17 protein-coding genes and 2 pseudogenes are annotated in these 20349 nt (G+C 60.2%); 4 read left to right on the top strand and 15 right to left on the bottom strand.

Annotated features, from left to right (window positions below; all coding sequences use genetic code 11):
- Window positions 1-3 precede the first annotated feature (3 nt).
- Genes NL154_RS26445 through NL154_RS26435 form a run of 3 tightly spaced genes read left to right on the top strand, consistent with a single transcriptional unit; the run spans window position 4 to window position 2658 of the window.
- Window positions 4-861 carry an ABC transporter permease gene (locus NL154_RS26445; protein WP_207245678.1) on the top strand — a complete coding sequence of 286 codons (858 nt, stop codon included), beginning with the start codon at window positions 4-6 and terminating at the stop codon, window positions 859-861.
- A gap of 1 nt (window position 862) precedes the next feature.
- Entirely contained in the window at window positions 863-1852 is a 990-nt protein-coding gene (locus NL154_RS26440; protein ID WP_434734523.1) for an ABC transporter ATP-binding protein, read from the top strand.
- A 47-nt stretch (window positions 1853-1899) separates the two neighbouring features.
- Window positions 1900-2658, top strand: coding sequence for an ABC transporter ATP-binding protein (locus tag NL154_RS26435; RefSeq protein ID WP_434734530.1), 759 nt, complete (start codon window positions 1900-1902; stop codon window positions 2656-2658).
- Between the two features lie 154 nt (window positions 2659-2812).
- Here the strand turns inward: NL154_RS26435 and NL154_RS26430 are convergent, their stop codons facing one another.
- The 12 genes and pseudogenes from NL154_RS26430 to NL154_RS26375 all read right to left on the bottom strand — a co-directional run bounded on the left by NL154_RS26430 (window position 2813) and on the right by NL154_RS26375 (window position 16310).
- Complete coding sequence (locus tag NL154_RS26430) at window positions 2813-6451, bottom strand: ATP-binding protein (RefSeq protein ID WP_434734522.1); 3639 nt, start codon at window positions 6449-6451, stop codon at window positions 2813-2815.
- 136 nt (window positions 6452-6587) lie between these two features.
- Window positions 6588-6710, bottom strand: a pseudogene (locus tag NL154_RS26425) (helix-turn-helix domain-containing protein); the annotation flags it as partial.
- 140 nt (window positions 6711-6850) lie between these two features.
- Window positions 6851-7141: pseudogene (locus NL154_RS26420) on the bottom strand (GGDEF domain-containing protein); the annotation flags it as partial.
- A 99-nt stretch (window positions 7142-7240) separates the two neighbouring features.
- Complete coding sequence (locus tag NL154_RS26415) at window positions 7241-8650, bottom strand: NAD(P)/FAD-dependent oxidoreductase (RefSeq protein ID WP_434734529.1); 1410 nt, start codon at window positions 8648-8650, stop codon at window positions 7241-7243.
- A gap of 1 nt (window position 8651) precedes the next feature.
- Entirely contained in the window at window positions 8652-9506 is an 855-nt protein-coding gene (locus NL154_RS26410) for a PfkB family carbohydrate kinase (RefSeq protein ID WP_434734521.1), read from the bottom strand.
- Window positions 9506-9664 carry a hypothetical protein gene (locus NL154_RS26405; RefSeq protein WP_434734520.1) on the bottom strand — a complete coding sequence of 53 codons (159 nt, stop codon included), beginning with the start codon at window positions 9662-9664 and terminating at the stop codon, window positions 9506-9508. The genes NL154_RS26410 and NL154_RS26405 overlap by 1 nt, the downstream gene beginning before the upstream one ends.
- A 19-nt stretch (window positions 9665-9683) precedes the next feature.
- Window positions 9684-10544 (bottom strand): carbohydrate ABC transporter permease, encoded by an 861-nt coding sequence (locus NL154_RS26400; RefSeq protein ID WP_434734519.1) that lies wholly within the window; start codon window positions 10542-10544, stop codon window positions 9684-9686.
- A complete protein-coding gene (locus tag NL154_RS26395; RefSeq protein ID WP_434734518.1) occupies window positions 10541-11512 on the bottom strand; it encodes a carbohydrate ABC transporter permease in 972 nt (323 codons plus the stop codon). Before NL154_RS26395 ends, NL154_RS26400 begins: the two co-directional genes overlap by 4 nt.
- A complete protein-coding gene (locus NL154_RS26390) occupies window positions 11509-12849 on the bottom strand; it encodes an ABC transporter substrate-binding protein (RefSeq protein WP_434734517.1) in 1341 nt (446 codons plus the stop codon). Before NL154_RS26390 ends, NL154_RS26395 begins: the two co-directional genes overlap by 4 nt.
- 99 nt (window positions 12850-12948) lie before the next feature.
- Window positions 12949-13962: an SIS domain-containing protein gene (locus tag NL154_RS26385; RefSeq protein ID WP_434734516.1), complete on the bottom strand. Its 1014-nt coding sequence runs from the start codon at window positions 13960-13962 to the stop codon at window positions 12949-12951.
- Between the two features lie 276 nt (window positions 13963-14238).
- On the bottom strand, window positions 14239-15270 hold the full coding sequence (locus NL154_RS26380; RefSeq protein ID WP_210632211.1) for a LacI family DNA-binding transcriptional regulator: 1032 nt from the start codon (window positions 15268-15270) through the stop codon (window positions 14239-14241).
- A gap of 137 nt (window positions 15271-15407) precedes the next feature.
- The gene (locus NL154_RS26375; protein WP_221157961.1) at window positions 15408-16310 is read right to left on the bottom strand and encodes a hypothetical protein; all 903 of its coding nucleotides are present in this window, start codon (window positions 16308-16310) and stop codon (window positions 15408-15410) included.
- A 75-nt stretch (window positions 16311-16385) separates the two neighbouring features.
- Between NL154_RS26375 and NL154_RS26370 the strand changes: the two genes are divergently transcribed.
- The gene (locus tag NL154_RS26370) at window positions 16386-17147 is read left to right on the top strand and encodes an endonuclease/exonuclease/phosphatase family protein (RefSeq protein WP_221157960.1); all 762 of its coding nucleotides are present in this window, start codon (window positions 16386-16388) and stop codon (window positions 17145-17147) included.
- A 91-nt stretch (window positions 17148-17238) separates the two neighbouring features.
- Here NL154_RS26370 and NL154_RS26365 read toward each other — a convergent pair whose 3' ends face one another.
- The 3 genes from NL154_RS26365 to NL154_RS26355 all read right to left on the bottom strand — a co-directional run bounded on the left by NL154_RS26365 (window position 17239) and on the right by NL154_RS26355 (window position 20298).
- Entirely contained in the window at window positions 17239-18132 is an 894-nt protein-coding gene (locus tag NL154_RS26365; protein WP_221153327.1) for a hypothetical protein, read from the bottom strand.
- 164 nt (window positions 18133-18296) lie between these two features.
- Window positions 18297-19193 carry a diguanylate cyclase gene (locus tag NL154_RS26360; RefSeq protein ID WP_434734515.1) on the bottom strand — a complete coding sequence of 299 codons (897 nt, stop codon included), beginning with the start codon at window positions 19191-19193 and terminating at the stop codon, window positions 18297-18299.
- 268 nt (window positions 19194-19461) lie between these two features.
- Window positions 19462-20298, bottom strand: coding sequence for a helix-turn-helix transcriptional regulator (locus tag NL154_RS26355; RefSeq protein WP_221097299.1), 837 nt, complete (start codon window positions 20296-20298; stop codon window positions 19462-19464).
- Window positions 20299-20349: the final 51 nt, after the last annotated feature.

Below are 20349 nucleotides of genomic sequence, written 5' to 3'. Positions count from 1 at the left end.
GCCATGTTTACCATCATCCGCGACCTCGCCCGCCAGAACATGGAATTCCTCTGCGGCCTGCTGCTCTTTGCCGTCATCGTCGGGCTGGTAATCCTGTCCTATTTCTCGCCCTATGGCGCGACCGACATCTATCTCCTGCCGCCCGATATGCCTCCGGACGGCGAATATTGGCTCGGCACGACATCGCGCGGCCAGGACGTTTTCTGGCAGCTGACGATCGGCCTTCGCAATACGCTCTATTTCGGTATCGGCGTCGCCTTTCTCTCGCGTATCATCTCGCTGGTTGTCGGCCTGGTCGCCGGTTATGCCGGCGGCGCGGTCGACCGGGTGCTGATGGCGATCAACGACAGCGTCATGGTCATCCCGCAATTTCCGCTGCTGATCCTTTTCTATTTCGTGCTGAAGGACAACATGACCTGGGTGGCGCTGATCGTCATCATGGCCTCGCTCGGCTGGTCCTACGATGCGCGGCTGATCCGCTCGGTGGCGCTCGGCCTGAAGAGCCGGCCCTTCACCACCCAGAGCGTCTATTCAGGCATGACGATGCGCAAGATCCTGGTCGAGGAGCACCTGCCCTATGTGCTGCCGATCGTCTTTGCCACGACGATGAACAACATGATCTGGTCGATCGGCATGGAGATCACCCTTTCGGTGCTCGGTTTCACCGATATCGAGACGCCGACCATGGGCATGATGATCTACTGGGCCAATGCGCATTCGGCGCTGATTTCGGGCATCTGGTGGTGGGTGGCCGCCCCCGTCGCCGTCATCGTCATTCTCTTCCTGGCGCTGTTCCTGCTCTCCATGTCGATGAACGAATACAATGATCCGCGCAGCCGGCTGAACCGGATGGGAAATTAGCATGGAGAATCTGGTCGAAATCGACAACCTGAAAGCCTATTACCGCGCCTTCCTCTATGGCGTCGATCGCGAGGTGCGCGCCGTCGACGACATCAGCCTGGCGATCCGCCGCGGTGAGGTTTATGGCGTCGCCGGTGAATCGAGCAGCGGCAAGACGACGCTGATCAAGACCATCGCCGGCGCCATCCGCCCGCCGCTCCGGGTCGTTTCCGGCAGCGTCAAATTCCATTTCGGCGGCGGCACCCAGGATCTCTATGCGATGACGCCGGAGCAGCGCGTGGCGCTGCGCTGGAAGCATCTCTCCTACATCATGCAGGGATCGATGAATGTGCTCAATCCGGTTCGCCGGATCCGCCATTCCTTCACCGATTTCGCCTTCCGCCACATGAAGGTGAGCAAATCAATCTTCTTCGAGAAGGTTGCCAACCACCTGCAGCGGCTGAAACTCGATCCGCAGTTGCTCGACGCCTATCCGCACGAACTCTCTGGCGGCATGCGCCAGCGCATGACCATTGCGCTTGCCACCATCCTGACGCCGGAGTTCATCATCGCCGACGAGCCGACGACGGCGCTCGACGTCATCGTGCAGCGCGACGTCTTGTCGATGATCCGCGACATCCAGCGCGAGATGGGCTCGTCCTTCCTGTTCGTCACCCATGATATGGGGGTGCATGCGACGGTCTCCGACCGCATCGGCATCGTCTATGCCGGACGGCTGGTCGAGGAAGCGCCGACGGCCAAGCTCTTCAGCACGCCGCTCCACCCCTATACGCAGCATCTCGTCGGCAGCCTGCCGAAAATCGGCGACCCCACCACCCGGCCCTCGCTGGAGGGGCGGCCGCCGAATCTCGCCATGCCGCCGGAGGGCTGCCGCTTTCACCCGCGCTGCCCGAAGCGCATGGAGATCTGCTCACAGAAGGTTCCGCCCTTGGTCACCGTCGCGCCGGAGCGGCGGGTGGCGTGTTTTGCGGTTACGGGGGATCAGGTTTGACTCTGCTTAGCCTCTCGCATGTGACGAAAATCTACCGCCAGGGCGGCATGCTCGGCCGGCGGCTGATCACCGCCGTCAAGGATGTCAGCTTCGAAATCGGCGACGAGCCGGAGATCCTCTCGATCGTCGGCGAATCCGGCTCGGGCAAATCGACCGTGGCGGCGATGATCCTCGGCCAGGCCGAACCGACGGAGGGCGAGCTGCAATTTGCCGGCAAGACGGTCGCGATCCACAGCCGGGCCGAACGCAAGGCCTTCATGAAGGAGGTGCAGCCGGTGCTGCAGAACCCCTTCGAAGCCTTCAACCCGCTGAAGCGCGTCGACCGCTATCTCTTCGAGACCGCCCGCAATTTCTCCGCCTCCGGCAAGCGACCGGACCGCCGGGAGGTGGAGAAGATGGCCGATACCGCCCTCCATCATGTCGGCCTGACGCTGGAAGAGGTGAAGGGCCGCTTCCCCCACGAACTCTCAGGCGGCCAGCTGCAACGCGTCGCCATCGCCCGCGCGCTGATCCCTGAGCCGCGCCTGCTGGTGGCCGACGAACCGGTCTCGATGGTCGACGCGTCGCTGCGCATGGCGATCGTCAACCTGTTCGGACGGCTGAAAAACGAACTCGGTCTTTCGATCATCTACATCACCCACGATCTTGCGACGGCTTATTACGTCAGCGACAATATTATCATCATGCGCAAGGGTGAGATCGTCGAGCGCGGCCGGGCGCGGGCGGTGTTGGATGATCCGCAGCATGCCTATTCGCGGGCGCTGAAGGATGCGGTGCTGGCGGCGGATTTTGGTGAGACGGTGTGAGTGGTGCGGTTAATGCGAGCGCGGCGACGAAAAGGGTGCTCGTTTGTCAAGTGATCCATCGACAGCACGAGAAATCGGAGCGCTTGCAAGCGGCGTCGGGTGACGATGACACGGCACGCGCCCGCTTTCAGCTCAAGCCGCATTAGTCACGGAGCTATTTCCTAAAATTGAAGATGCGAATTTCCTCCGTGAAGTAGGTGAACTTCGAAGAGGAAATGATTGAGCGCGACTCCAACCAGCGCACGAACTCCTCATTTTCTGGAGTCCTCGGTATTGTCGGCTGCCGCCATCCTGGCTCAATTTCAGAATATGGTTTTGGCAACTCCCGAATTGCCGCTTTTACCTGCTCGTCTGACATCAGTCTCTGGCATTTATTGAACAATGAGATTTGGACGACGCTTGGTGCCGCGTTTATGACCACTGCGTACGCAGCTTCCGGTGTCAGGTGGCTCACATCCGCATTGGAGCGATAGAATATCCGGCCGACGATCGAGGCACGGTGGGAAGATTTCGCCAGTGACGTCAGGTCCATCTTATCTATGATTTTGAGCTTCCGATCGTCGCCAAAGTTCGACGCTAGAAGCCTTTCACGAAAGTCGTCGTCCACCGAGAATTTGTCTTCGTTGGCGAGATAGTGGTCAATGTTCTTCGCTACAAACAGAACCTGCAGTTCATCGTTACCTGCTAAAAACGAGAATGCCTTTTCAGAAAAAGTGATCGCCTGCTCCTCAATAAGAATACACAATTTGTCTGCGCCCACATTCTCAGAAAACTGACCGATTTGCTTCGGCAAGGCTCCAAGATAAGCCCGATAGGTATCGGCATCGAAATCACTATTACCGATCAGGAACTGACGGAGGGGAAGGGTTTCCTTCTGATCGTCGATGATGACCGGCGAAAGTGCCGACCGAACTTCGGGATGTTGAAGATAGTTAGTGAGTGTTTGCGCATCAAAGTCGTCACTCGACATGTATGTAAGACAATTTTCCCACGATGCTTCAATCTTGCGTGTCCTAAACACTGGCGATCGAAGTCGACCTGGAACTTCCGCGAGCCTGAGTAGCTTCGTTCTTTGTTGGCCAAGGAACTGTTCCAGATATTCCGCTCCAATTTCATCGTGGTTGATGACGTCGATGATCGCAGAAACGTCCTCCTCGGTGTTGCTAGCTTGTAGCAGCACGTTTTTGAGGTAGCGATCAAAGTCGTTATGAACCTTCTCGACCAATGGGACGTAACCCGATCGCAACACGGTTGAGTAGTGCTTAGTTTGCAGATCCCCTGTGGCGCTCGAGCCCAACACCTCGCGAAATATGAAATCGAGGTTCTCGACGGTGATCTTGTACAGGCCGTGATCGCTAAGCAGTCGGGCTACAGCCGGGTAAGGTGCAATGCCTTTCAGGTCTCCCGTCTCGAACTGAAATTTAGTCAATCGACGAGGATCGAAATCGATCCGAAGAGCCAAAATCTGCTCAAGGTTCGCCGCCAAAAAATCAGGTAATCCTGTGGCCTTGCGAGATACCGATTCAAGCACCTTCTCGGGTAGATGCGTTATCATCCGCGCGACGTGAAGAACGCCGTCCGGAGCCGCGATTGCAGTTGCAACAAAGCCCGGCCACCGATGAACGAGACTTGTCAGGAGCTCCGTATTACATTTTCCGATTTGGTAATAGGTTGAAAAGAAGGCCGCGCATTCGGCAAAGTTCGACGAGATAAAATCAACAAGTTTTGCGATCTGGGTTCGATAATCGCCTTGATGGCTGAACATACAATCGACCAACGTTTTATTGAGGACGAATTGCTGGCGGAAATCATCTTCACGCATAGCAGCAATGACTTCCGTCGGGTTATCGATCTGGAAATCTGGTTCTGGATTGTTGAAGCTTCGGATCTGAATGAGAAATTTATTATCGGAGGGCGAAAGCCGGCCCCGGTGAAAGAGCGAAGTATACTGGTAGTATGTATCGTCCAGGAACCCTTCGATCACCAGAAACCTTACAAGGTTGCTGTTTTCTCCGAATGCAGCAAATAACTCTTCGATGTTTCCTGCATTCGTACGAATTAACTCGTTGAATTTTGCAGTACGAAGCGTGGATATTTTCGTCCTTAAGTCTCGAATAGTTTTCACCGCTGAATCCCTGTATTCAGCTGACTTAAACTCAACTTGAGCCTTTCGATCTTGGTACGTTGTTCGCTCGTTTACGGTTTTTTGGAACCCGCGGATATTGACATTTTGCCTGTTGTTGTAGGCTGGATGCCTTACTGTGATTTGATCCTGCTGAATGATTTGTTCGAAGTCTGGATGCGTGGTGAGCCCGGAAAGCGGGATGCTTTCATTGCCGTTTACCATGATGTAGGTGAAATCCTGCGGAAGTTTCGCGATCAGGGCCATAGCGTAAATTTTGCGAAGCTCTTCCAGGTCGGCTGGCACAAGCTTTTCAGCGTCGCTGATTTGCCGCTCCAATTCCGATATCTGTGCCTTGTACCCCGCTTCGGCGCTGACGACAAATGAATCATGCCGGCTGAGGATCTCTGCAAGTTTCCCCTTCTCGCGATGCAGGTCCTCGAAATCGCTCGGGAGCACGTTTTTATAGATCAGAATCGCGAGGAGCTTATTTGCATTGAGAATGTTCTCGCCGTCAGTTTCCAAGTTTGCGACGTATACGGTGTACTCATTGAAGATGTTATGGATCAGCCTCAAGTCGTCTAGATAACGTGACACCTCACGCAGGAACTGCCTGTCCAGCCTTTCGTCCAATGAAAGGCGCTGACCCTGTTCGATAACTTTGTCGATCGAATTCGAGCTGTTGATGATCGGTATAACGGGGATAATGAATTCGAAGAATTTAGTTCTATCTGTATTTACGAACATATTGTCGCGAAGGGCATATAGGAAACGTATCTGTCTCTTAACGCCAGCATTGGCGTTTACCAGGCTGTTGATTTCGCGAAGCGTTACAAAAATCTCAGGGTTATTGAAGCGATCTAGGTCTTCAATAATAACAAGGTCATACTTCGTGGCCTGAAAGAAATATATTATCTCGTCCAAATGCCTATTGAGGATCGATTCTTCCTTTGCCACTTCCGGCGTTATCTCGATATCTTTTAGAGATATACTTTTAAGCGACAGTCCGAGACTTTTGATATATATCTGGTGGAAGGCGAGCCAGACGAAAAAAAATCCGACCGTAATGGTGGCGAAATTAAACCAATTGGTGATGTCAAAAGGTTTGAAGAACTTACCGCTTAATAGGTCATCTCGCTTCCTGAATATGTGCCAGCAAGAAAATAGCCCGGCCATGATGAAAAGTGAGGTGAATTTAGACCACCATTTGGGCGTCTGAATCCGTTTGAAGCGCGAAAGCGGCAGGCTGTTAGCATCTGCGCCGTAAAGCATCTGCTGCAGGATGCTCCGCTCAATTTCCTGTTTGCTGACGTTACCCTTTTGGGGAGTTCGTCCATTGGTCTCGTTGGTCGTTACGGAGCCGTCGGCTTCAGGTAAAAAGGCTGCAAGCGATATTTGGAGGACCGGCTTCCTGTACTTCCGCCGGAAAGCCTTGATAATACTGCTTTTTCCTGATCCGTAGGGTCCCGTCAGCGCGATATTCGAGACATTGGCGCTGGTGGCGGCTTCCATCAGGGCGTCAGAGTAAATACCGTGTTCATCGGCTTGATCGGTTGGAGCGAGATCCACGTACTTCGAAGGTTTTTCGCTGACCGTGCGAGCAATCGCGAGTGACCAAGCGTGGAATACCGATATTATTGTCAAGTCACGTACCTGCAACAAGAAATACAATGTTCGAGTTTCGTACCAGCTCCCGTGTGCACAGCAAAGCTGAAGTTTTAAGTTGTACACAAAACCCGGTCTTGCGAAACTTACCCGAAGAGCAATCACCCCGTGTGATGATGTGTCCTCGTGCGAGCGCTCGACATTATCCCCACGCCCGAAACATCCCCCCTCTACGTCATCTCCCGGAGGCCCAGCTCCAAAACTCGCCGCGCTGCCTGCGCCTGACGTCGAGCCTCTCCGCCATCATGCCGGCGGAAACCAGCGGCCATCATTAGTATGTCGCCTGCAACGTTCGGAGAGGATGTCCGGTCCGGTTGCCTCCACAAGCCGGACTGGCGGATACGGCTGTCAATGCGGCACCTCGTCCATAGCCGACCCGCTTCCACCGAACATTTACGACCATCACTTGTCCTGCCGGACAGTGCGGCCATGCGCCCGCAGACCGGTGATGTCGCTGGCGATGCAGGGCATCCAGCCGTTCTTCTGCACCGCCTCGGTCAACCACAGTCAGCGACCGTCGGAAAGATCCGTCTCCAAGGCGCGGTAGCCGATCTTGCCGCTGCGCGACTGGGTCGAGCGCAGCCATTCCTCGAAATTCTCCGTGCGGATGACGGTGCCGCGGCCGAGCTCGAAATTGCGCCGCATCAGATCCGGCCAGAGCGGCGTTTCCTCCGGCTCGACGGAAAAGACCGACACTCATCTTGAAGGTCGCGCTGCGAGCTCAAGCCACGCCGGCGACGCGTCTTCCCGTGCTCGTTTTCCGCGGCGGCCTCATGGCAGTCGCAACACCACGCGTCAGCGGCCGGGCTTCAATTCGGAGATGTAGCGGACAATCGGATTGACCTTCCGGTTCTCGATTTCGGCATCGTTGCGAAGGCGGATCGCCTTGCGGACGAGCCTGGCGCCGAGATAGCGGATCGGCTCCGGCGGCAGCCTCTTGCGCTTGCCAAGTCCGACAAGACCGCTGCGGCTCCATTGATCATCCCGGCCGAGCACCAGACTCGCGAGGATGCGGCCGGCCACAGGCGTCTGGGCGATGCCGGTGCCGTTGAAGCCGATGCCGAAGAAGATATTGGGCTGGTCGGTGAGATGGCCGAAGATCGGCAGGTGATCTGCGGTGCAGTCGATCGGGCCCGACCAGTCGTGCTCGATCTTCACTGTTCCCAGTTCGGGATAGACCCGGTCCAGCTCGCGCCTGTTGTCAGCGCCCTTTTCCGTACCGCGATTGAAGGAGGGACCGATCCGATCGCCGTAGGCGATCTTGCCGCTGCCGCGGCCGAAGATGACCCGCCCCTCCGGCGTCCGCTGGTAATAGAGCACATGCGCCTGCGCGTCGCAGATCGATTCGCCGCCCGTCCACCCCAGGCGCTGAAGCAGATCCGGCACTGGTTGCGTGGCGACGATCTGGCTTTCGACCACATAGATGTAGCGCAGGAGCTCGGGAATGGATGCCAGCCAGGCATTCGCCGCCAGCACGACGCGGCCGGCGCGAAGGCGTCCCTGCGGCGTGTGCAGGGTGGCGACGGCCCCGGGCTCGATTGCGGTGACTGGCGTCTTTTCGTGGATGATCACATGGCGCGCGAGAGCGAGCCGGCGCAGGCCCGCGGCGAGCTTTGCCGGCTGCACCGTTCCTGCCCGCATCTCGGCAATGCCCATGTAGGAGGCGCGAGAGCCGGTGCGGCGGGCAATCTCGCCGGCATCGAGCCGGCTGAAGCGCGCTTCGCCCTGGGCCTCCACCATCTCAAGCGCCTTCTGCCATGCGCCTTCCTGTGCCCTGGCGCTTGCCGTCCACAGCCATCCGTCCAGCCTGAGATTCATGTCGATCGCGCCGCTTGCCTGCAGGGCCTCCAGCTCGGCGATCGCATCGGCGGTCGCCCGGCAGAGCGAAAGCGCCTCCGTCTCTCCCACCACCTCGGCGAGAAGATCAATTTCGGCAAACCAGGAGTGGACCTGGCCGCCATTGCGGCCGGATGCCCCTGCTCCGCAGCAATCCGCCTCGAGCAGGACGATCTTCAGCCCGGGATCCTGCTCCTTCAGGCGCAGCGCCGTCCACAGGCCGGTATAGCCGCCGCCGACGATCGCGACATCAGCGGCCTGATCGCCCTCGAGCGGCATGGTGACGGGGGCGGCACCGGCGTCCTGGAGCCAGAAGGAGCGGTCCGGGCCACGCGCCAGGACCGGCGGTCTCAAGGTGTAGCGCATGATGTCAGCCCTCCGCTGCAGAGATTTCGTCTGCATATTTCCGCAGGAGCCATGGCGGAATGGCAGCGAGCCTCTGCGGGAAGCCGCCTTCGTGCAGACAGGTCCGGGCGGCCGCATCGGTTGCGAGGCGCATGGCCGCCTCGGCATGCATGCCTTTCAGAAGATGCGCGACAACAAAGCTGGCGATGAAACTGTCGCCGGCGCCGCAGGTATCGATTACATCGACTGCTTGCGCCGGCACATGGACAAGCTCCGCACCGTCGTCAAAGAAGGCGCCGCGCCGGCCGCAGGTCAGGACGATCCTCGCGGCGCCACGATCCTTCAACGTTCCTATGACGGGCTCGACCGGCACATGCGGCTCATCCGGCCCGGATGCGAAGACCAGCGGCACGCCCTTGAGATCCAGTGACTGGTGCGCCGTCGAGACGTCTATGCTGAAGCGAATGCGATCCTCGATCAGCCGCTCGATGAGCTCGGCGCTGGAATTGGTGCCGAGGTGAACCCAATCGGCCCGCCTGAGTGCCGCATAGCGCTCCGGAGACGGAACGTAATTGCGCCCGACCCCGAGATCCTCAAGCAGGAACCTGCGGTCTCCATCCTGCTCCAGCAGCAGAGTGACGGCGGTGGCGCCGTCCCGCCGCTCGAGGTCCGCCCGAGGCAGACCGACGGCTTCGATCGCCCTGGCGATCACGTCGCCCTCGGCATCCTTGCCGACAACGCCGAAATAGCGGGCATCGCAGCCTTGCCGATGCCATTGCGCCGCCACATTCAGCGCATTGCCGCCGACAGCCATGCTGTTCTTGTTGAGGTAAACGTCCAGGCAGTTATCGCCAACCGCAATCAGCCGCATCGCCGCCATCACGCCACCTCCCCTGCCGGCTGGAGATAGGGCGCGATCCCCCAGGGTTCGATTTGGGCGACGCCGAAGCCGCGGATGATTTCCGCGACCTTTTCGAAGGGATAGTGCTGAAAGCTGAGATTGGCGCCGATCAGCTGCCTGGCCGAGAGTTTTGGCACTTCCGGTTTCCTCATGAAATCACTTGCCGATGCCTTCGGTGAGGCCGCGGATGAAATAACGCTGGGTGAAGAAGAAGATGACGACGATCGGCAGCGCCGAGATGGTCATGGCGGCGAAGACCTCGGCGAAATTGGTGCCATGCTTGGCCATCAGCGAGGTCAGGCCGACGGGCAGGGTCTGCACGTCGATCTGGTTGGTGAAGATCATCGCGAAGATATATTCGTTCCAGGCAAACAGGATGTGCAGGATGATGCAGGAGACGATGATCGACCGGCAGAGCGGCAGCATGATCTTGCGGAAGATCTGCCCTTCGCTGGCGCCATCGATCATGGCCGCCTCGTCGAGATCGCGCGGCAGGTCGAGCATATAGGCGCGGATCAGGAAGGTTGTGAAGGGCACGCGGAAGGCCGTGTAAAGAATGATCAGCGCCCAATGCGTATTGTAGAGGCCAAGGCTCTGCATCATCTGCACGAGCGGCACCAGCGCGACCGTCGGGCTGAGCATCATGCCGCCGAGCACGAAGCCGACGATCACAGGCTTGCCGAACATCTGCGTCCGGGTCAGGCCATAGGCGGTCCAGGCACTGATGAACACCGTGGTGATTGTGGAAACGACGGTCACCAGCAGGCTTGAGAACAGGAAATTGCGCACACCCTGGTTCCAGGCCGCGACGTAGTTGTCGAAGGACCAGCGGTCGGGAAGCGCGAAGGGATCGCTGAAGATCTGGCTGTTCGACTTGAAGCCGCCGAGCGCCATCCAGATCAGCGGGTAGACGACGAGAATGCCCGCCGCCACCAGCAGCGCCATCAGCACGCCCTTGCCGATGACCAGCCAGGGATTGCGCAGCGGCGCGCCCGCAGGAATGACCACCGCGCTCATGCCTCCACCCTCCGCCGCTTGGTGTACCAGAGCTGGAGCAGGCCTGTCGTCAGCGTGGCGAGGAAGATGACGACGCCGATTGCGGCCGCATAGCCCATGTCGTTTTGGTTGAAGCCCTGCTCGTAGAGCCATGTCCCGAGCACCTGGCTCGAATTGTTCGGCCCGCCGCCGGTCATCACCATGACTTCGTTGAAAACCTGGAAGGCGCCGGCAATGGTGACGATGATCATCATGCCGGTCATTTCGCGGGTGAGCGGAAAGGTGATGCAGAAGAGCTGGCGGAGCGGTCCGGCCCCATCGACCGTGGCGGCATCGTAGAGTTCGCGCGGGATCTTCTGGATGGCGATGGTGAAGAGCAGTGTGGAATAGCCGAAGCCCTGCCACTGGCTCATCGCGATGATCGCGTAGATCGCCGTGCGCTCGTCACCCAGCCAGGTGTAAGACAGGTTCTGCAGCCCGAGCAGATGCAGCAGGGCGTCGAGAAGGCCGATATCGGGCTGGTAGATGAAATAGAACAGCAGGCCGGTGACCGTGGTGGAGATTGCCGAGGGAATGAAATAGACGGCCCGCCAGAAATTCCGCCAGGCGCGGCTCCTCAGCCCCTCGATGATGGCGGCAAGCACGAAGGCGGCGAAGACCTGGAAGACGACGGAGAGCACGGCATAGAGGCCGTTGTTGGTCAGCGCCCGCCAGACGACCGGATCGTCCAGCAGCCGGCGATAATTGTCGAGCCCGACATAATCGACCTCGCCGGTGAAGATATCCTGGGTGGTCGTGCTGACAAAGAGGTTGTCGACGATCGGATAATAGACGAACCAGCCGACGATGATCAGCGCCACGATGCCCCAGCGCAACGCCGCCAGCTGCTGCAGCAGGCCGGGCCGCAGCCGTCTCCTGCGCTTGGAGACGGCGCCGCTGAGGGCGGCACCGTTCCTTGTCGGGGTTGCCGTCACGCTCGCCATCGTCATTGCCCGGCGGCAGCCGCGGCGGCTTTGCGAACGGAGGCGAGAAGATCTTCCGCCGACATTGAGCCGCCGGCGAAGGCTTGCAGGCCGGAAAGCCAGGCAGCGGCGACACGCGGATGGTTGACCGTATCGAGCCACGGCATGAGGTAACTTGCCTTGGCGATCTCCTCCATGCCTTCGGCGACATTGGGATTGATCCTGGTCTTATCCGCGCCGCCGATCACGGCGCTCGGCTGGCCATAGGGCGGCGCCGACAGCGTCCTGCCGTTTTCCTGGCTGGTGAGGAATTTCAGGAAGTCGATCGCCAGGGGAACGTTCTTCGCCTTGGCATTGACCATGTAACCCTCGGGCGCGCCTTCGAGCGCGGTGGCCGAGCCCTTGCCATCACTCGGAGCCGGCAGCTTGAAAAAGCCGAACTCCTCCGGCTTCAGGGCCGTTTCCTTGGTCGCCGCCTGATCGAACTCGATGATCTCCTGGTAGTACATGGCCGCCTTCCTGTCGCTCATCGACTGGAGTGCGGTCTGGTAGGAGAGGCCGTTGACCTGGGCGCCGCCGGCGCAGCGCTCCTGAAGCGAGCGGTACTGCCCGAGTGCTGCGATATAGCCGGGATCGTCGAAGGTCGCCGTCTTCGGGTTGAAATCGCGCTCCAGCGTCTCGGTCGGCACGTTATAGGCCAGCAACTGCCCGAGATAATGGACGAGCGGCCAGGATTCCTTGTTGCCGATCGCGATCGGAACGACGCCCGAACCCTTCAGCGCATCGCACGCCTTCAACAGCGCGTCGAAATCCTTCGGCGGCTCGATGCCAAGATCGGCGAACATCTTCTTGTTGTAGCCCATGAATTTCGCATCGAGATAAAGCGGCACACCGAAATACTTGCCGTTATACGAAAAGGCTTTCACGGCGGCCGGGCTCAGCGTCTTGCCCCATTCGGTCTCCGGCCCGATGACCTTGGACAGATCGACGGCGCGATTGCCGCGAATGAAGTTCTCGCCCCAGGTTCCCGTCCAGGAGAAATAAATGTCCGGCAGCGAGTTCGAGGCGACCAGCGTCTTGGTCTTGCCCTTGATGCTGTCGTCATTCTCCTGGATGAGCTCGATCTTCACGCCGGGATGCTGCGCCTCATAGGCCTTGGCGACATTGACGAAATAGGGGGAAAGCAGCTGCAGGCCGAACTTGGTCAGGATCGTCAGCTTGCCGCTGTAGTCGACCTTGGCGGCCGGATCGGCAACCGGCGCATCGCCGGCCGCAGAGGCCGTTGCCGGGAAGGCTCCCCAGGAAATCGAGATGACCGATACTGCCGCGATCATCGCAGCAGTGGAGTGGATGGACCGTTGCATGTTTCATTCCCCTTTTGCTTGTTGATCGTGCGGCAGATCGCGGCGTCCTTCCGACCGCCATCCGCCGGTGCGAAGCGGCGAAGAGGCTCGCCGCAAGGCTCAGTACTCGACCCGCTTGTAATAGCGGCGGGTGGTCAGCGGGTGCTGGCGCAGCACCTCGAGATGGGCGCTCAGCCGCTCCAGCAGGGTGGCGAGGACGACCGGCGAGATCAGGCCGCGGACCTGCGGCGAAATGCCGGGAAGCGCGACGGATGCGGAATCGAGGATCCAGACCTTGTCCGTATAGCGATGGACGAAGCGCTCGACCCGCTCGCCGAGCGGCCGCAGCGCATCCTCGCCCTTGAACAGGAAGACGCTGACGCCCGGCTCGACCAGTTCCAGCGTGCCGTGGAAGAAATCGGCGGCATGAACGGGGCGCGTGCGGATCCACTGCATTTCTTCCAGGATGCACATGCCGTAATAATGCGCCTCCGGCCAGACCGAGCCGGCGCCGGTGAAGATATGGTATGGCTCGTCCTTGATGGACTGGGCGAGCTTCGCCGCCTCGTCTTCATAGGCGGCCTTGGCCTCCGCCAGCAGCCCCGGCAGCCTCTTCAGCTCGGAAACGATCGCGTCGAAATTCGCGATCCTGCCTGTTTCGGCGAGCAGCGCCAGGACGATGATCATGGTCTGCAGGTAGAAGGACTCCGACGACGTGTCGTCTTCGGCGAAGTTGGTATAGGTGTGATCGGCCTGCTGAGCGAGCGGCGTGTCGGCATGGCCGGTGAGCGTCAACAGGCGCACGCCGCGTTCCTTGAGGAAGGGCAGAAGCGCGACGCTCTCCTTGGTCGTGCCCGACAATGACGGCATCACCACCAGCGCCTTTTCGTCGAGGCCGGCCGGCGGATCGAGGATCACCTGGGCCGGGAAGCAGGCCGATACCGGAAAGGTCGTATGGCGGGCGGCGAGCTCGATCGCGGGAAAGGTCAGGAGCTGCACGCCGCCGGTGCCCATGAAGTAAAGCCGCTCGATCCCGGCATCGAGCAGTTCGCGCATCAGCGGGCGGATCCAGTCTGCAATCGCAACGGCGCCCGTCTGGATCTTCAGGAAGCGGGCTTGGTCAAAGTTCAACATTCGAGTCCCTTGTCTGTCAGTAGTAAGCACGCACACGTCCCCCACTTCAGGCGGCAGACTGCGGCGCGCCGGCATGCAGTCGCCAGTTCGAAAATGTGATATCGATCTCACACGAAGATCAAAAGAAAGACCGGCCGCCCCTCGGGAGTGATGAGAGACCGATCTCACACGCGGATTAATGCATGGTCCGGCCGGCATGGCAAGCCTCTTCTTGCAGAAATTTCACCTGATGTTGGGAGAGCCTGTCCCGGACAGACCAGGAGAGGCGCGAGCGGATCAGCGCCCCGGCGTACGGGACGGCCGGGAGACGGAGCCGCGCACGACCAGGCGCGTCGGGAACTGCTCCCTGTGCGGCGGCTCGCGACTGCCGTTGATCCGCTGCATCAGCAGCTTCACCGCGAGCGGGCCGATCTGCGCGATCGGCTGCGCCACGACGGTGATCTGCGGGTCGGTGAAAGTGGCGAGGTTGAAGTCGTCGAAGCCGACCAGGGAAACGGCATGCGGCACGGCAAGGCCCATCGAGCGCAGCCCGAGAAGCGCTCCCTGGGTCATGAGGCTGTCGACGGTGAAGACCGCTGTCGGGCGCGACGGCCGGCTGAACAGCCGGATGGTGGCATCGATCGCATATTCCACCGTCGATCGCGATACGATGATCAGCGATTCGTCCACCTCGATGCCATGGCTCTGCAGCGCCTGGATATAGCCGGCGAGACGGCCGCGGGCGGTCGTGATGCGGGAATCGTCCTGGATGAGACCGATGCGGCGATGGCCGTTGGCGATCAGATAGCTCACGGCCTCGCGGGCTCCGCCTTCATTGTCGACGGTGACGCTGTCACAGGCAACCTGCGGCAAGGCGCGGTCGATGAGGACGAGGGGCGTTCCGTCCCGGACCAGCCCGACCAGGTGCTCCTTGTTGTCGGCCGAGGTCGGCGCGACGATGAAGCCGCGCACATTGAGGGACCTCAGGCTTTCGAGCAGTTCCACCTCCTGCTCCGGATCCTCTTCGCTGCTGGCGATCAGCAGGTTGTGGCGAAAGGCGCGCAGATCGACATCGACATCATGAGCGATCCGGGCAAAAAACGGGTTCTGGATGTCGCCCGGCATGAAACCGATGAGCGGCAACTGCCCTCGCCGCAAGGCTTGCGCCACGCGATTGCTGCGATAGCCGAGCCGATCAGCCGCTGCCAGCACCCGCTCTGCCGCGTCTCCGCCGACATAGCCGTAACCGTTCAATGCGCGGGCGGCGGTCGCGCGCGACACGTTCGCGGCGCGCGCAACGTCTATCAGCGTCACTGCCTTTGGCGCCACTTCGCTGGTCCCCGCTGGATCCTGTCCGGCCTTCAAAGCCAGGATGACGCCTAGCAGAGGTCGCCCGACCAATTCAAGAGCGGCATCTGGAAAGCGCAACTATCAGAGCCGCGGGGACAACCCCGCCCTGTGCCCCCTCAATGGGCAATCAGCGCATAATCCTCATCCGCAAGCTCGAACCTCGGCAGCGTCTTCGGCAGATCATTGATCCCATATATTTCCGTTATGATCGGGCTTTCGCCGATGATGACGGAGCCGCAGGGTGGGCCGTCGGGCTGGAAGATGGTGATCACGTCGGTCAGTTGCCAGCGCAGCACCAGGCAGGCCTGATCGGTATAGGGATTGGTCAGCTCGTCGGCGAAATAGGCGGTGTTCTGCTCGCTCACGGTCACCTGCTGGAAAGAGCGCGAGGTCATGCTCAGGCTCGACGACACGCTTGCCGAGAACGGGCCGAAACCGACGTTCGCGTTCATGCCGAGGCTCGCTGCCAAGGTGCTTTCGTGGGTGGAAGTCTCCTGCCGGCCTGTCGTCACCGTGGTGGTGATCGTCTTTTTCTCGCCGGGCGCCAGGGTGCAGGAATCCCCCTGCCGATCCCAGAATTGTTCGCGCAGGACGGTCTTGCCGTCTGCAAGCGTGGAGCATCCCACCAGCACACGCGGGGAATCGGGCGGCACGAGCATGCTTGCTGTGGGCTGCGGCACCGGGCCAATGTCATTAGGCGAAGTCAGCAGCATGTAGTTGGCGGGGACGATCTCGCCGTCAGTTTGCATTATGATCGAGCACATATAGGAGCCCGTCTGCGCTGCCTGCAGGATGCAGACGTCATCCTGAATGAAGGCCAGCTGCCCGGGATCCCCCGGAGCGACGTAGCTCTTGCTTGCGGGCGAGAGCATGGAGCTGAGATAGATGGGTATGTCGAAGCCGTTGAGGATCGTGAACACTCCGACCGGCGGCGGCGGGGCGTCCGAGGTTGCGTCCGAATGCAGGTTGGCCGGCAAGGGCCAGCTGCTGTACAGCGTTTTCCGATAAAGCGAGCGCATGCATCACCTCCGTTGCCTTTTCAGATAAACAACCATATATTGCATTTTATTGCAACACTACCTGAGTTGGCAACGATGAGGATCGTCGGCATCAATATGCAGGGCTCGAACGTGGGGACGGGCCAGAGCAAGTTCGTGGGGGTGATTTCGCAATTCTTCCTCGACCGCAGGGTGGCAGCCGACATCGTCTGCATTCAGGAAGCCGGGCCGTCTCCGCCGACCGGCGGCTCCTTTACCGCATACAATCCCGCCAACTATCCGCCCTGGCTCGGAGGGGTGGCGCCGCCGCCTGCGGCGCTGATGTTCATCGGCAGCTGGGCAGTCGGGAGGCCGCCTCTGATCGTCAAAGTCTTCTGGCTGCAGACCGATCCGGGCGGCAATCGCTGCAATCTCTGCATCTGCATCCGCGACAGCATCGAAACTCCGCATCTGATCTACATCCCCGCGGCCGGCGCCGCGGCATCACGCGGCGCGATCGGATTTGAAGTCAGGCTGACGGGCGGCGCAATTCGCCGCATCTATACGCTGCATGCTTTGAGCGGCGGCGGGGCCGACGCCCCCGCTCTTATGGCCGGCATATCAGTCGCCCCCTTGGTCCCGGGGGCTGCGGCGGCACCGCCCTGGATTGCCGTCGGCGACTACAACCGCGCTCCGTCGGCGGCAGCATGGCCCGTGCCGCCGCCGGGCACTATTTGCCCGCCCAACGCAGCGACCTTGCCTTCTCATGATTCGAAGCTGGATTATGCCATCTGCTCGCCGGGGCTGGGCCCCGCCACGGTCATCGTCCAGCCCGCCGGAAGCGTCTCCGATCATCAATATATCGTCTGCGATGTTTAGGGGCGGCTGGTCCGGCTTCGTGAGGCATGCTCTATCTCAATGCTTTCAGGCAATTCCGGACGCAACCACGGCATACTTTGCCGGAATTGCTCTAGCCGCAGTCCTTGTGTCTCAAAACGGTCTGGCAGACGAAAAGTGCAAAGCCGGTCATCGCAGCGCCAATGCCCATAGCGGGAACACTGAGCTGTCCGAGCTCCTTCGCAATGTCTTTCGCGCCCTGTACAGCTCCCCGGCGAAAGAGCTGACGAACGCTATTGGCTATACCCTCGGCCATGATCGTGATTCCGCGTCTCTGCTGGCCGCCATCGCCAAACTTCCAAACTGAGAAAACGAGAAGCGCGGCCGTGCCTGAGGACAACAGAGTGAGATAGACGGCCAGAATGCAGTTCCAGCACGCCTCCTGATCCTGAACATCGCGTTTGCGGGTCAGCCCCTGGAAGTAAGAATTTACGTCCGAATATGCCTGCGCGACAACGCTCTTGTTCACATAAATTGGCGCTATGACCGTGTGCAGCAATTCGTTGAAGTCTTTGCCGATCCGCTCGATCTCGTAAGGATCGCTGGCCCGCTTTCGGCTCGCGTCGGAAAAGTAGGATTCGACCAGATTTTCGATCGACGCCACCTGAACTTCGGTCAAGATCGGAAAGCTCCATGCACACGGACAATCCTGCTCTTCAACAAAATCGACAACGTAATCCAACACCGTGGCGTCCAGCCCGACAGCATTTTTGGAAACCAGTCCGAAGAGCGCATAGGGTTCAGGTTGGTCGGGCAAAGCAGCCGGAGGCACCCTCGTTATGTAATCTCCTGGTTGAAGATATCTGCTTTGGTATTCAAAGCTGGGCGTACCGAATTCGCCGCTTTCCAGAACGGTGGTGGCGACATACACGATCGTGAGGACCCCGGCCGCGGGCCCGTCGTTCGGGACATATTCGAATTCATGAAACCCATCGTCCAGATCGCGTCCAATCAGCTTCGCTTCCATGTCGACTCCGCATTAACTTTAGATTGCGCGTTGATAATATTCACTTTTAAATAGCAGATCGCTGCATCGTGGGAAAGTGACATTCGCAAGAGGTCGTGAATGTCTCTAGTGCGTCGTCGACGTGCGCGGCTGAGTTCGGAGCCCGTGAGAACTGAGCCAGCGTCCTACGCCGCCCGCACCCTATCCCGGCCGCTCATCTTTGCGTCATACAGCGCCTGATCGGCACGCCGGTAAAGCTCAGACGCACTGTCCGTCGGCACACAGGCGGCGATGCCGGCGGAGCAGGTGTAGCTGAAGTCGGGCGAGTCCGGCAGCGGCCGGGAGAAGCGGATCACCGTCAGCATGCGCTCGACCATGGCAAGGGCGTCTTCCGGGCCGGTGGCCGGCATGACGAGGAGGAATTCTTCGCCGCCCACCCGGCCGAAACAATCGTTGCGGCGGACATTCTGGTGGATGCGATGGGCGAAATCTCGCAGCACCAGATCGCCGGCGTGGTGGCCGAGCCGGTCGTTGATGTGCTTGAAATTGTCGATGTCGAAGACGGCGAGGCAGCCGCTGCCGCCATGCCGGGCGGCGGCCAACATGTCTTCGACGCGCGCCATGACGAAGCGGCGGTTGGCGACGCCGGTGAGTTCGTCGGTGTAGGAGGCCTTGATCGCCTGGTCGCGATCCTGCCGGACGGTGCGGCCATGGACCTTGAGACGGGTGATGTCGCTGGCGATGCAGAGCATCCAGCCGTTGTTCTGCACCGCCTCGGTCATCCACAGCCAGCGGCCGTCGGCAAGATCCGTCTCGAAGGCGCGATAGCCAATCTTGCCGCGGCGCGACTGGGTGGAGCGCAGCCATTCCTCGAAATTCTCCGTGCGGATGACAGTGCCGCGGCCGAGCTCGAAATTGCGCCGCATCAGATCCGGCCAGAGCGGCGTTTCCTCCGGCTCGATGAAATAGGCCGAGCGGAAGGCGCTGTTGGCATAGCGCAGCCGGTCATCGCCATCATAGACCGCCACCAGCGTTTCCGTCTGTGCGGTAAGATGGAGAAGCTGTTCGATTGTCTCGTCCATACAGCACCCCGTCTGGTTGCCCTGGCAAGAGATGGCGCAGAAATCCTATGAGAAAAGAGCCGCCCGGCAAAGCAAAGGCGCTTGCCGTGATTACGGAAGCGTCAACATTCCCGCTGGTGATCGGACATCGACTGCCGCGGGATCGGGCGAACGGTATCCGTGCCTGATGTGTGCAGGCTCGCGCGGGCGCAACCCTTCGCCCTCTCCCTCGCGCTGCTGGCGCTGGGGGTCACGGCGCGCTTTTTCCTGTCGCCCGCCGGAGGACGCGTCATTGCGCCGGCCGCGCCGGGGATGCGGCGCCATGGCCCGGAAAACCTCCCTGGAAATATTGTCCGGGAGAGACACCGAAGGCCGTCCGGAACACCGCAATGAAGGCGCTGGGGCCTGAGTAGCCGAGCGAGAAGGCGATATCGCCGACGCTTCGGCCGGCGGCGAGCCACTCCACTGCTTTGAGGAGTTTCGCCTGCTGCCGCCAGGCGCGGAAACTCATGCCTGTCTCGGTTTGGAAATGGCGCTGAAAGCTGCGGGGGGACATGGCCGCACGTGACGCAAGTTCATCGAGTGGCCAATCGGCACCCGGTTCGTTGCGGATGTCCGAAGCGATGCTGCGGAGGCGTTCGGATGCCGGCGAGGGAAGCGACAGCGGCGCGACCGTACTCGTCTGAAGCTGGTCGAGAATGACGGCGACGAGCCGTTCGGCAGGGGCACTGCCGGCGTCGGCGCGCGGTATCTCCAGGAACGCCAGGATCAGTTCGCGCAGGAGCGGCGTCGTACCGATCACTGAGACCTCGGAGGGCAGGTTCACGACCGCGTCGGGCCGGAAGAAGAGGTAGCTGCGCTCCGTTTCCTGCAGGTATGTCACCTCGTGGAGGACGCCTGATGGCACGAATACGGCACGTTCAGGCGGAACGATGAAGTAGCCCCGCTCGGTCTCGAGCCGCAGCGAACCGCGCACGATCTGGAAGAGCTGAGCGCGGTGGTGCACGTGGAAAGAATAGGTTCGCCCGGCGGGCTCTGCGCCACCCTGGGCGACGGCGGTGTGCGGATAATCTCCAAATGCGTCTTCCGGCAGATGAACGTTGGTCAGGTTGTCGCGCGCAATCATGGCGTCTCACAGACATAATTTGACAGACTGCCGATAACACGTCGGCCGGCA

Source organism: Rhizobium sp. YTUHZ044 (genome assembly GCF_051123975.1).
Taxonomy (GTDB): Bacteria; Pseudomonadota; Alphaproteobacteria; order Rhizobiales; family Rhizobiaceae; genus Rhizobium.
Note: the sequence above shows the minus strand (reverse complement) of the source record. Positions and strands in the feature narration are given on the sequence as shown.